The 11,956-nt window shown below is 71.8% G+C and carries 11 protein-coding genes and 1 pseudogene; 10 read left to right on the forward strand and 2 right to left on the reverse strand.

Going from position 1 to position 11,956, the window contains the following annotated elements; genetic code table 11:
• The first annotated feature begins 277 nt into the window (after positions 1–277).
• On the forward strand, positions 278–451 hold the full coding sequence (locus BZY54_RS49910; protein ID WP_107419950.1) for a hypothetical protein: 174 nt from the start codon (positions 278–280) through the stop codon (positions 449–451).
• Between the two features lie 54 nt (positions 452–505).
• Positions 506–985 (forward strand): annotated as a pseudogene (locus BZY54_RS40840) (GNAT family N-acetyltransferase); the annotation flags it as partial.
• 74 nt (positions 986–1,059) lie between these two features.
• On the opposite strand, the gene BZY54_RS40845 reads toward BZY54_RS40840, so the two are convergent.
• The gene (locus BZY54_RS40845) at positions 1,060–2,409 is read right to left on the reverse strand and encodes an amidase (protein WP_086730427.1); all 1,350 of its coding nucleotides are present in this window, start codon (positions 2,407–2,409) and stop codon (positions 1,060–1,062) included.
• 351 nt (positions 2,410–2,760) lie between these two features.
• On the opposite strand from BZY54_RS40845, the gene BZY54_RS40850 reads away from it, so the two are divergent.
• The 3 genes from BZY54_RS40850 to BZY54_RS40860 all read left to right on the forward strand — a co-directional run bounded on the left by BZY54_RS40850 (position 2,761) and on the right by BZY54_RS40860 (position 4,744).
• Complete coding sequence (locus tag BZY54_RS40850) at positions 2,761–3,123, forward strand: hypothetical protein (protein WP_086730428.1); 363 nt, start codon at positions 2,761–2,763, stop codon at positions 3,121–3,123.
• Between the two features lie 129 nt (positions 3,124–3,252).
• A complete protein-coding gene (locus BZY54_RS40855) occupies positions 3,253–3,504 on the forward strand; it encodes a hypothetical protein (protein WP_030178368.1) in 252 nt (83 codons plus the stop codon).
• 13 nt (positions 3,505–3,517) lie between these two features.
• Positions 3,518–4,744 carry an SPFH domain-containing protein gene (locus BZY54_RS40860; protein WP_244217582.1) on the forward strand — a complete coding sequence of 409 codons (1,227 nt, stop codon included), beginning with the start codon at positions 3,518–3,520 and terminating at the stop codon, positions 4,742–4,744.
• Positions 4,745–5,001: 257 nt separating this feature from the next.
• Here BZY54_RS40860 and BZY54_RS40865 read toward each other — a convergent pair whose 3' ends face one another.
• The gene (locus tag BZY54_RS40865; RefSeq protein ID WP_086730429.1) at positions 5,002–6,048 is read right to left on the reverse strand and encodes a LacI family DNA-binding transcriptional regulator; all 1,047 of its coding nucleotides are present in this window, start codon (positions 6,046–6,048) and stop codon (positions 5,002–5,004) included.
• A 218-nt stretch (positions 6,049–6,266) separates the two neighbouring features.
• Between BZY54_RS40865 and BZY54_RS40870 the strand changes: the two genes are divergently transcribed.
• The 5 genes from BZY54_RS40870 to BZY54_RS40890 all read left to right on the forward strand — a co-directional run.
• Entirely contained in the window at positions 6,267–7,559 is a 1,293-nt protein-coding gene (locus BZY54_RS40870) for an ABC transporter substrate-binding protein (RefSeq protein WP_086730430.1), read from the forward strand.
• A 6-nt stretch (positions 7,560–7,565) separates the two neighbouring features.
• Positions 7,566–8,534: a carbohydrate ABC transporter permease gene (locus tag BZY54_RS40875; protein WP_244217583.1), complete on the forward strand. Its 969-nt coding sequence runs from the start codon at positions 7,566–7,568 to the stop codon at positions 8,532–8,534.
• Positions 8,531–9,436, forward strand: coding sequence for a carbohydrate ABC transporter permease (locus tag BZY54_RS40880; RefSeq protein WP_086730431.1), 906 nt, complete (start codon positions 8,531–8,533; stop codon positions 9,434–9,436). The genes BZY54_RS40875 and BZY54_RS40880 overlap by 4 nt, the downstream gene beginning before the upstream one ends.
• A 33-nt stretch (positions 9,437–9,469) precedes the next feature.
• Positions 9,470–10,726: a glycoside hydrolase 5 family protein gene (locus BZY54_RS40885; RefSeq protein ID WP_086730432.1), complete on the forward strand. Its 1,257-nt coding sequence runs from the start codon at positions 9,470–9,472 to the stop codon at positions 10,724–10,726.
• A partial coding sequence (locus BZY54_RS40890; RefSeq protein ID WP_425276368.1) for an endo-beta-N-acetylglucosaminidase occupies positions 10,723–11,956 on the forward strand: 1,234 nt, incomplete at its 3' end. The genes BZY54_RS40885 and BZY54_RS40890, both read left to right, overlap by 4 nt.

The raw sequence follows: 11,956 nt of genomic DNA on the forward strand, positions 1-11,956 counted from the left end.
CGCTTGACTCCAGATAGTTACCTGGTCTTTGCAGCCCCATCGAGCGGGGGGCCGCTCATTTGGTTAATCTGGAGTAGACGGACAGCACCAAGGGGTTCCATCCACACCCATCGTCCGTCCCGGGGCGAGTGGGTGCATAACGACCTGCCCTGACCCCAGTTGCCGGCGCCACCGCGTCCGATCTGTCCTTGAGCCAGACCCGAGCGGACGTCAGGCGCCGGAAGTGAGACTGGCGTCTGATCGCCCCGAGGGTGACCGACACATAAGGGAGTGCGCGGTGACACCGGAGAAGACGAACAGCGAACAGGGCCCCAAGGAGCGCACGGAGCGCCGTAGCCGGCGGCCCGGAGATCTGGGCAGCCTCGACGTGTGGGCCCGGTCCGCCCCCATCCGGCTGGCCGGCTACGAGGACGACCTCGCCGAGCCGCACATCCTGCCCAGCGTGGACTGACCGGCCAGTTTCCGCCGCGACCGCCGGCAGCATGGGCGTGCCAGACTCACGCCCATGCTGATCAGGGAAGCCGTCGCCGAGGACTGGCCGCGCATCTGGCCGTTCTGGCACCGCATCGTCGCCGCCGCCGAGACGTACGCCTGGGACCCGGACACCTCCGAGGAGGACGCCCGGGCCCTGTGGATGGGCCCCGCCAAGCGGGTGTTCGTCGCCGAGGACGACACCGGCACGGTCGTCGGCTCGGCCTATGTCGCCCCCAACTACGGCGGCCCCGCCGCCCGGATCGCCAATGCGGGCTTCATGGTCGACCCGGACCGGGCCGGCCGCGGCACCGGCCGCGCCCTCGCCGAGCACGTCCTCACGGCCGCCAAGGCCGACGGCTACCGCGGCATGGTCTTCAACGCCGTCGTGGAGACCAACCCGGCCGTGGCGCTGTGGACCTCCCTCGGCTTCACCGTCCTCGGCACGGTCCCGCAGGCGTACGAGCACCCACGGCACGGCCTGGTCGGCCTGCACATCATGTACAAGTCCCTGCAGACCCCGCGCCAGGGTCTTTCGTTCGGATCAGGCCGGACCTCGCGAGCCCGGCATGATCCGAACGAGAGGCGCTAGCCCAACTCCGGGTCGGCCGTCCTGCGCCACGGGCGCGAGCGCTCGATCTGCTCCGCCAGGTCCAGGAGAGCGGCCTCCGAGCCCGGACGGCCCACCAGTTGCACGGCGCAGGGGGCGCCGGAGGGCAGTGTGCCGAACGGCACCGCCATCGCCGGCCAGCCGGTCAGGTTCCACGGCGGGGTCATCGGCGAGTAGGCGCTGTTGGCGAGCACGTTGCGCAGCCAGCCGCGCTCGTGCCACGGCACGGCCCGCGGGGAACGGCGGGCCAGCGCCGGGGTGAGCAGCACGTCGTGCTCGGCGAAGAACGGCTCCAGCCGCTCGCGCAGGCGCTCCCGTCCGGCGCCCGTGCGTACGCCGTCGACGAACCGCCGTCCGACGGCCGCGTGCACGCGGGTGCGCCGGGTCAGCCGCCGCGGGTCCAGACCCACCGCGTCCACGGCCGTGCCGGCCGTCCAGTGCCGTACGGCCGTCACGCCGAGCGACATCGGGTACGGCGGATCGGCGCGCCGCACCCGGTGACCGGCTCCGGCCAGCAGTTGTGCCGCCTCCCGGACCGCGCCGGCGTACGGCCTGCTCACCGCGACCCCGGCCAGCGGGCTGCGCACGGACACGGCGATCGTGCGTACGGCGTCCTCCGTACGCCGTGCCACCTCGCTGTGCGCCAGGACCGCGAGCATCAGTCGGGCGTCCCGCACCGTCGTCGCGAGCGGTCCGTTCTCCGACATCCCGAACCAGTCGCCGTCGCCGATGCCCGCCGGCACCACGCCATGCCCCGGCTTGATGGTGACCAGTCCGCAGTTGGCGGCCGGGATGCGCAGCGAGCCCATGCCGTCGTTGCCGAGGGCGATCGGCACCATCCCCGCGGCGACCGCCGCCGCGCTGCCGCCCGACGAACCGCCCGCCGTGCGCGAGGTGTCCCACGGATTGCGGGCGGTGCCGTGCACGCCCTCCGTGGTGCCGAAGACACACAGCTCGGGCACGTTGGTCAGGCCCACCACCACCGCGCCCGCCGCACGCAGCCGGGCCACGGTGACGTGGTCGTCGGCGGCGGGCGCGTCCGGGGTCGCGGCGGAGCCGAGGAGGGTGGACTCGCCGCGCACCGGGAGGTTGTCCTTCACGGCCACCGGTACGCCCGCCAGGGGCAGCTCGGCCAGGTCGGGCCGGGCCGCGACCTCGTCGGCCTCGGCCAGTGCGGCCTCGGCACGGACGGTACGGAAGGCGCCGATCCGGCTGTCCAGGCGCTCGATGCGGGCGAGGTGCTCGGCCACCACCTCGCGGGGCGTGGCCCGTTTCTCGCGTACGGCGGCGGCGATCTCGGCGGCACTCAGGCCTACCCAGCTGGTCACGGGCGCTCCTCGGGAGGGGGGCGGGCATGGTCGTACTCGCGAGTACGTTGTGGGGAACTGTGCCCGCAGGCAGCCCCTCCCGTCGAGAGGCCGGGGTACGTCATCCGGTCGATGACCCGACTTCGACGGCTCATGGCTGAACGCCGAAGAAGACGGTTCGGGGTTCCCGGTGCCGCGGCGGCCGGGATGCTGTCGCTCGCCGCGCCGGTGCCGGCCGTCGCCCAGGAGCAGCAGGGACCACCGGTCACCGTGCGCGCCCTTGTGCGACTGGACGCCGGCGGCCGGCGGTTGCACCTACGGCCGGGCGACCCGCCTCGGGGCCGACAGCGCCGCCGAACCTCTCGCGACGGAATGAGAGGTGGGCTGGACCGCATCCGGACGGCGGAGGACGTCCGGCACGGCCGGCAGGGGGAGAGCTTCGTCGTCGAGGCGTGTGACGGTGGCGCGGGGACGCGGGTGACCGGGGCGGGCCGCGATCGGCGCGAGCCGCGTCCTGCTGCTGCCCGCCCCGTGGCGGCCCGGCGCCGGCGGCTGCGCGTGACCCCGGCGCGGGCCACCTTGCACATCGCGGAGTTCGGCCGGTACCGGTCGGCGGACCTGACCGGCACCCGGGCGGCGGGGCCCCGGGATGTCGGTGAGCCGGTGGCCCCGCCCCGTCTGCCGGGGGCCGCGCTCCGCCCCGCCACCGTCCGGGCGGCGGCCCATCGCGTGTAAGCGGCATGTATACGGTGCGCACGCGACCGCGCCGATCGCTCCCCGTCGGGCCCGCCGCAGCGTATGCGGCTCGCCCCGGTGGGTCTATGGTCGGAAGGACAGGACGAGTACGAGGGGAAGTAGTCGGGGATGGCGCAGGACGAGGCCGTGATCGGCTGCACGGGGGAGCTTCTCATCGGTACGCGTGGATCCGCCGGTCCCGGCGAGATCCTGGTGCGGGTCAGAGGCGGTTCCGAGACCTTCCTCGCCTGGTCGCAGGAACCGCTGCCGATCGGTGCGACCGTACTCGTGGTCGAATCCCGTGGATGCCGTGAGGTCGACGTCATCGAGTGGGCCGACCCGTTGGACAGGTTGCGTGACGATTCGGCCGACGCAGGCTAAGGAGAACAAGCCCATGTTCGGTTACCGCGTTCCCGCCCCTGACGAGGCGATGCTGATCTCCGGAGGCAGGCGGGGACTGGGGGGCGCGCCGTTCCGGGTGGTGACGGGGCACGGCAAGTTCGTGCTGCCCGTCTTGCGCAAGGTCCGCTTCCTCACCCTGTCGATGTGCGAGTCCGAGGTCGTCGAGACCTGCGTCACCAGGCAGGGCATCGCGCTGCACGTCCGCGCCGTCATCGCGTTCAAGGTCGGCAACGACAACGAGAGCATCATCAACGCCGGGCAGCGTTTCCTCTCCGACCAGGACCAGATGTCGGTGCTGACCGGCCGGATCTTCGCCGGTCACCTGCGCGCCATCATCGGCTCGATGACCGTGGAGGAGATCGTCACCGAACGCCAGAAGCTCGCCGCCGAGGTGCTGGACACCTCCAAGACGGAGATGGCGAAGATCGGCCTGATCGTGGACTCGCTGCAGATCCAGTCGATCGACGACGGCGACACCGGCTACATCGACGCGATGTCCGCCCCGCACAAGGCGGCCATCCAGCGGCAGGCCCAGATCGCCCAGGCCCAGGCCAACCAGGCCGCCGCCGAGGCCGAGCAGGAAGCCGCGCGCAGGCAGGCCGAGTACGCCCGTCAGACGGCCGTGGTGAAGGCGGAGTACTCGGCGGAGGTGGACCGGGCCCAGGCGCACGCGGCCCAGGCCGGCCCGCTGGCGCGGGCGCACGCTCAGCAGGAGGTGCTCGCCGCCCAGACGGAACTGGCGCAGCGGCAGGCCAAGCTGCGCCAGCAGGAGTTGGTGGCCGAGATCGTGAAGCCGGCGGAGGCCGAGGCCGAGCGGGTCAGGATCCTCGCCGCCGCGGAGGCGCAGCGGATGAAGATCCAGGCCGAGGCCGCGGCGTCGTACGACCGGGTCGCGCTCGACCGGATGCTGATCGACCAGCTCCCGCTGATCGTCAAGGAGGCGGCGGGCGGCCTCTCCGGAGCCAATGTCAACGTCCTCAACGGCGCGGACGGGCTCGGCGAGATCGCGGCCGGTCTGGTCGCCCAGGGCCTGACGATCCTGGACTCGGTCCGGCAGAACCTGAACGGCCACGGCGCCCAGAACTCCGGCGGGCGCCCCGAGGAGGGCAACGGCCGGCTCGAGTTGCGGGGCCCGGACGGGGCGAAGCCGGACACCGACGAAGAGCAGCCGGGCGACGGCTCGGCAGCCGGGGACCGGCCGCAGCCTCGGACGCCGTGAGATCCGGACCGGGCGCGGACGTGTGAGATCCGGACCGGGCGCCGAAGCCGTGAGGGCCGGGCGCGGAGCGAGGGCTTCCGTGCGGCGCACGCGCAGTGCCGCCCGAGGGGTGCGGCATGGGGCAGGCGCCTTGCGCCGGCGGTGCCGCGTGGGGTGTCCGCGCGGCGCGTACACCCGGCACGTATCTGTGTCGGACACGGCGGCGGTGTCCGACACACGGTGGGCACCCCGCGCCGGGGCGCGCGGACCCGTGAGTTTCACACGTCCCGCGCAGGCCCCGTGCTCTCCCGTTCGACCAGACGGGGCACCGGCACCCGGACCGTGCGGGCCGGACCGCCGTCCAGCAGGGCGGTCAGTTCCCGGGCCGCCGTGCGGCCGAACTCCATGCTGTCCCGGGACAGGGCGGACAGCCAGGGCTTGACCATCCGGCACAGGGCCGAGTCCTCCCAGGACACCACCGACACGTCCGCCGGGACGGAGAAGCCGAGTTCGGTGGCGGCGGCGACGCCGGCCAGGGCCATCACGTCGTTGTCGTAGATAAGAGCCGTCGGGGGAGTGGCGGAGCGCAGGACCCGGCGGGTGACGGCGGCGCCCTCGGCGTCAGAGTAGTCGGTGGTCACCGACTCCACCCCGGTCAGCCCGCGCCGCTCGGCCTCGGCGCGCAGCGTGCGGATCCGGCGTTCGGTGTGGGCGAGGCCCGCCAGTCCGGCGATGTGCACGATCCGCCGGTGTCCGAGCCCGTACAACCGGTCGACCACGGAAGCCATCGCACCCGCGTCGTCCGCCCAGACCGTGGACAGTCCGGGGTGCCGCTCGTCCGGGGCGCCACCGATCACCACGGCGGGCAGGCCGAGTTCGTCGAGCAGGTCCGGACGCGGGTCGTCGGTGCGCGGGTCCACCACCAGCACGCCGTCGACCCGGTGCTCGGCCCACCACCTGCGGTACACCGCGCACTCGTCGGGCACGTCCTCCACCACCTGGAAAAGCAGCCCCAGGTGACGCTCCGCCAGCACCTCCTGGATGCCGGAGACCAGCTGCAGGAAGAAGGAGTCCACGCCGAGGGTGTCCGCGGGCCGGGCCAGCACGAGGCCGACCGTGGCCGCGCCCTCCCCGGACAGCGCGCGGGCCGCCGTACTGGGCCGCCAGCCCAGCTGCTCGGCCACCCGGCGCACCCGGGCACGGGTGACCTCCGAGACGCCGGGCCGGTCGTTGAGCGCGAAGGAGACGGCGCTCTCGGAGACGCCGGCGCGGCGCGCGATGTCCTTCATGGTCGGCCGGCGTGCCGGGGACCGCTTGGCCGGCATGTTCCCCCTCATTTCTCAGCGGTGATCGCTAAAGCGCTTGAGTGGAAGCACTCTAAAGCGCATTAGTGCCGACTGGCAAGTCCTCTCGAACGTCGATGACCTGCACTAATGTTCCGCTGATTGCTTTAGCAAGACCGAATCCATTGACATCTCCCTAACTCGGCGTGCAAGGTCTCTGCCGAAACCCGCCGAAGACGCCGCAAGGGAGCCGTGTCACCGTGCCCATATCCCGCAGAGCACTCGCCGCCGCTGCCGTCACCGCCCTCGTCCTGCCGCTGAGCGCCTGCGGCTCGGGCGGCGACGGAGGCGGCACTACGGACGCCTCCGGCAAGGTCGAGGGCGACATCACCTTCCAGACCTGGAACCTGCGCGCCAACTTCAAGGACTACTTCGAGGGGCTGATCGCCGACTTCGAGAAGAAGTACCCCGGCACCCACGTGAAGTGGGTCGACCAGCCCGCCGAGGGCTACGCCGACAAGATCAGCGCGGACGCGGCCGGCGGCACCCTGCCCGACGTCGTCAACGTCTCCCCGGACCTTGTCGCCCCGCTCGCCAAGGCGGGCCTCGCGATGGACCTGGACAAGGCCGCCGCCAAGTACAAGGCCGAGTACCTGCCCGGCGCCTGGGCCGGCCACCAGGTCCCGGGCATGACCGGCACGTACGCCTTCCCCTGGTACCTGAACACCGGCCCGCTGTTCTACAACAAGACCCTGTTCAAGAAGGCCGGGCTCGACCCGAACAAGCCGCCGAAGACGTACGACGAGCTCTTCACCGACGCCCTGCAGATGGCGGACAAGACCGGCGGCAAGGTCGCCACCCTCGCCAACGTCCCCACCATCGAGGACTTCGGCCGCTACGGCGTCCCCCTGATGGACAAGGCGGGCACCGGCTTCACCTTCAACGACGCCAAGGGGGTCGAACTCCTCACCAAGTACAAGCAGTTGTACGACGCCAAGGCCCTCGACCCGCAGGCGCTGACCGCCACCCCCGAGTCGTCCGGGAAGAAGTTCCTCACCGGCGCCGTCGCCATGAACCCCGGCAGCGCCCTGGACCTGGACAACTTCAAGAAGCAGGCGCCGAACCTGTACAAGAACATCGGCATCACCGACCAGATCACCAGCACCGGCCACGTCAACATGTACGTGATGGGCCTGATGGTGAACGCGAAGACCAAGCACACGCCCACGGCGATCGCCTTCGCGCACTACGTCACCGACGCCGAGCACCAGATGTCGTTCGCGAAGAAGGTCGCCATCTTCCCGAGCACCGCCGGCTCCCTCGACGACCCGTACTTCACCAAGGAGGACGGCACCGACGAGACCCGGGTGCGCATCGCCGCCGCCAAGTCGCTGAAGGACGCGGTCAATTACACGCCCGTCCTGTTCAGCGACCAGATGAAGACCGCGCTGCGCAACGAGGTCGCCAAGGCGCTGCAGGGCAAGCAGAGCCCCAAGGCGGCTCTTGATAACGCTGTCAAGGCCTGTGACCAGCTTCTGAAGCAGCAGGGATAACGCACCATGGCCACCTCGACCGCCTCCCGGACGCGCCCGTCGCGTCCGGCCCGGCGTTCCCCGTGGCGCCCGGCCCGGCATCCCGCCGGGCGCCCGGTGAGCCGGGTGCGGCGCCAACTTCCCACCAGCCCCTGGCTGTTCGCCGCCCCCGGACTGCTGATCACCGGCGCCTTCATCCTCTACCCGTTCGTCTCCACGGTGATCAACGCCTTCACCGACCGCCGCACCCTCATCCCGGGCCGGTTCGTCGGACTCGCGAACTTCCGCGAGCTGCTGCACGACGACATGTTCTGGACCGGGCTGCGCAACAGCGCGCTGTACGTGGTCGGCGTCGTCCCGGCGCTGGTGGTCCTGCCGCTGCTGCTCGCCCTGCTGGTGCAGAAGAACATCCCCGGCATCACCTTCTTCCGGTCCGCCTTCTACACCCCGGTCGTCGCCTCGATCGTCGTGGTCGGCCTGATCTGGGTGTGGCTGCTGGACGAGCGCGGCCTGGTGAACTCGCTGCTGGAGACGATCGGGGTGGGCAAGGTCGGCTTCCTCAGCGACCAGTGGCTGCTCCTGCTGAGCGCCATGACCGTCACGGTCTGGAAGGGCCTCGGCTACTACATGATCATCTACCTGGCGGCGCTCGCCAACGTGCCGCGCGAGCTGCACGAGGCCGCCGCTGTGGACGGCGCGGGCGCGGTGCGTCGCTTCCTCACCGTCACCGTGCCGGCCGTCCGCTCCACCATGGTCCTGGTCGCCGCGCTCTCCTCGGTCGCCGCGTTCAAGGTGTTCTCCGAGGTGTACCTGATGGCCGGACCGAGCGGCGGCCCGGCCGGCGAGGACACCACCCTGGTGATGCTCGTGCAGCGCACCGGCACCGGCCTGACCGGCCGGGTCGGCTACGCCTCAGCCATCTCGCTGGTCGTCTTCGTCGTCACCGTCGTCCTGATGCTGCTCGTGCTGCGCGCCGACCGGAGGGAGGACTCGTGAGCCTCGTCCAGAAGACCCCGGCCACCAGGACACCGGCCCCTGCCCGGCGGCCCCGCCTCACCGACGACAACGGCCGCCGAGTCCGGGCGTGGGAACTGATCCTGCGCTACGTGCTGCTGCTCGCCGTCCTCGCCCTGACCGTCGGCCCGTTCCTGTGGCAGCTGTCCACCTCGCTCAAGGGGCCGACCGAGGACATCTTCAGCTCCCCGCCGAAGTTCCTGCCCAGCCACCCCACCCTGCACAACTACGAGCGGGTGTCCCAGACCATCCCGGTCTGGGACTACGCCCTGAACTCGCTGAAGGTCGCCACGGCCAACGTGGTCACCAACTGCGTCGGCTCCGCCCTCGCCGGCTACGCGCTGGCCCGGCTGCGCTACCGGGGCCGCCGCGCGACCACCGTCGTCTTCGTGCTCGCGATGCTCGTGCCCGCGGAGAGCATCGTCATCGCCCAGTTCACCACCATGCGCGACCTCGGCCTGAACAACACGCTCGTCGGCGTGGTCCTGCCCGGCGCCGTCGCCGCCATGAACGTCCTGCTGATGCGCAACGCCTTCCTCAACCTGCCCTACGAGATCGAGGAGGCCGCCTACGTCGACGGCGCCAACGTCTGGCAGCGGTTCCTGCGGATCGCCCTGCCGTCGGTCAAGGGCACCCTCGCCGTCGTGGCGATCTTCGCCTTCATGGGCGCCTGGGACGACTTCCTGTGGCCGCTCATCGTGCTCAGCGACCCGTCCAAGTTCACCCTGACCATCGGCCTCAACTACCTCCACGGCACCTTCGCCAACGACGAACGCCTCGTCGCCGCCGGCACCGTCATCGCCGTGGCACCGCTGATCGCCCTCTTCGCCTGCCTCCAGCGCTACTTCTTCCGCGGCGTCGGCGAGGGCGCCGTCAAGGGCTGAACCACCCACCACCCGCGTCACCAAGGACTTCGCATGCCTTCTGCCGTGCGCTTCGGCGTCAACTACACCCCGAGCCAGGGGTGGTTCCACCACTGGCTCGACTTCGATCTCGACGCCGTACGCGCCGACCTCGACTCCATCGCCGCGCTCGGCCTGGACCACATCCGGGTCTTCCCGCTGTGGCCCTACTTCCAACCCGACCGGGCCCTGATCCGGCCCCGCGCCGTGGAGCAGCTGGTTCGGCTCGTCGACGCCGCCGCCGAACGCGGGCTCGACGTCAACGTGGACGGCCTCCAGGGCCACCTGTCGAGCTTCGACTTCCTGCCGGCCTGGACCCGCACCTGGCACCGCCGCAACCTGTTCACCGACCCCGAGGTGCTGGAGGGACAGGCCACCTACCTGCGCACCCTCGCCGCCGCCCTCGCCGACCGCCCGAACTTCCTCGGCATGACCCTCGGCAACGAGGTCAACCAGTTCTCCGCCGGACCGCACCCCGACCCCGACCGGGCCACCGCCGACGAGATCGACGCCTGGCTGACACGCATGCTCACCGCCTGCGAGAAGGGCGCCCCCGGCAAGCTGCACCTGCACGCCGAGTACGACGCCACCTGGTACCAGGACGACATGCCCTTCACCCCGGCCCAGGCCGCCCGCCACGGCGCCCTCACGGCCGTCCACTCCTGGGTCTTCAACGGCACCGCCCAGCGCCACGGCCGTACCTCGGTCCCCACCGAGCACCACGCCGCGTACCTGATCGAGCTGAGCAAGGCCTGGGCCGACGACCCGCACCGCCCGGTCTGGCTCCAGGAGGTCGGCGCCCCCGCGCCCCTGATCCCCGCCGAGCACGCCGCCGCCTTCACCGAGGCGACCGTCTCGCACGCCCTGGACTGCCCCGACCTGTGGGGCATCACCTGGTGGTGCTCCCACGACGTCTCCCGCGACCTCGCCGACTTCCCCGAACTCGAGTACACCCTCGGCCTGCTCACCAACGACCGCCGGCCCAAGGACATCGCCCGCTCCCTGGCCGGCGCGGCCCGCGACCACACCTACGCCCCGGCCCCGCGCACCACCGCCCTCGCCGTCCCCGCCGACCCGGCCGCCCGCTCCCGCTGCGCACCGGGCGGCGACGTCTTCGACGCCTTTTTCCGGCTGACCGCCGACGGCGCCCGTCCCACCACCGTCCTCGACTCCCGCGCGGCCGACCCGGCCCACCTCGCCGCTCGCGGCATCACGGAAGTCGTCACGTCCGACCAGGTACTCCACCCCACCCGAGGAGGCACCCGCACGTGAACCCGAAGCCCACCAGACGCACCGTCCTGATCGCCGGCGCCGCCGCCGCGTTCCTGCCCGCACTGCCCGCCCAGGCCGCGGCGGCCGCCACGCCGGCCTCCGGAGCGACGGCGGACCTCCAGCCGTACGCCTCGTACTGGTACCCCGACTCCCTGCCCTCCGGCAGCCCGGGGCCCGGCATCACCTGGCGCAGCCTGAAGACCTGGCGCGCGGCCACCGACACCGACCTCGCCTTCAACGCCGCCTCCGTCCCGCTCGCCCCCCGCTTCGCCCCGACACCGGTGAACACCACCGCCCGCGCCGGGCAGGCCCGCATCCAGTCCCTGGTCTCCTTCGGGCCCACCTCCTCCAACCCCTCCCAGGGCTCGGCCACCGCCGACGCCTACGCCCTGACCCACTGGGCGTACATCGACGAACTGGTCTTCTGGGGCGGTTCGGCGGGCGAGGGCCTGATCCTCGCCCCGAACGCGCCGATCGTGGACGCGGCCCACCGGCACGGCGTACCCGTCCTCGGCAACATCTTCCTGCCCCCCGCCGCCTACGGCGGTCAGCTCCAGTGGACCCGTGACCTGGTACAGAAGGACGCCACCGGTCACCACCCGCTCGCCGCCCAGCTGGTCGCGGTGGCGGCGGCGTACGGCTTCGACGGCTGGTTCGTCAACGCCGAGACCGGCGGCGGCGACAGCGCGCTCGGCGCGGACATGCTCGGCTTCGTCAGCGAGCTGAAGCAGCGCGCCGCGGCCCGAGGGCAGCGGGTCACCTGGTACGACGCGATGACCGTGAACGGCTCGGTGAGCTGGCAGGGAGCGCTGAACAGCCGCAACCAGGCCTTCTTCCAGACCGCCGACGACATGTTCGTCGACTTCCGCTGGAGCGCCGACTCCCTCGCCTCCTCGGCGGACAAGGCCGTGGAACTCGCACGCAGCCGCTACGAGCTGTGGGCGGGCGTGGACGTGGAGTCCAACGGCTCCGGCACCTCGGTCGAGTGGGACGCGATCGTGCCGTCCGACACCGCCCACGTCACCTCGATCGGCCTCTACCGCCCCGAGTGGACCCGCAACCACCTGCCCTCCGGACACACCCCGGAGGACTTCCACGCCGCAGACGACCGGTTCTGGACCGGCCGCTCCCTCGACCCCTCCCGCCCCGACCCGACCGACGGCTGGCGGGCGCCCGCCGTGTCCGTGGCGGACCGGTCGACCGTCACCTCGCTGCCGTTCGCCAGCGTCT

It is taken from the genome of Streptomyces carpinensis (assembly GCF_002154505.1).
Classification (GTDB): domain Bacteria; phylum Actinomycetota; class Actinomycetes; order Streptomycetales; family Streptomycetaceae; genus Streptomyces; species Streptomyces carpinensis.

What these genes read in the sequence shown, in the direction of transcription:
- BZY54_RS40850 (WP_086730428.1), top strand. Translation starts at nt 2,761, where the DNA reads ATGAGAGGTGGGCTGGACCGCATCCGGACGGCGGAGGACGTCCGGCAC.
- BZY54_RS40855 (WP_030178368.1), top strand. Translation starts at nt 3,253, where the DNA reads ATGGCGCAGGACGAGGCCGTGATCGGCTGCACGGGGGAGCTTCTCATC.
- BZY54_RS40860 (WP_244217582.1), top strand. Translation starts at nt 3,518, where the DNA reads ATGTTCGGTTACCGCGTTCCCGCCCCTGACGAGGCGATGCTGATCTCC.
- BZY54_RS40865 (WP_086730429.1), bottom strand. Translation starts at nt 6,048, where the DNA reads ATGCCGGCCAAGCGGTCCCCGGCACGCCGGCCGACCATGAAGGACATC.
- BZY54_RS40875 (WP_244217583.1), top strand. Translation starts at nt 7,566, where the DNA reads ATGGCCACCTCGACCGCCTCCCGGACGCGCCCGTCGCGTCCGGCCCGG.
- BZY54_RS40885 (WP_086730432.1), top strand. Translation starts at nt 9,470, where the DNA reads ATGCCTTCTGCCGTGCGCTTCGGCGTCAACTACACCCCGAGCCAGGGG.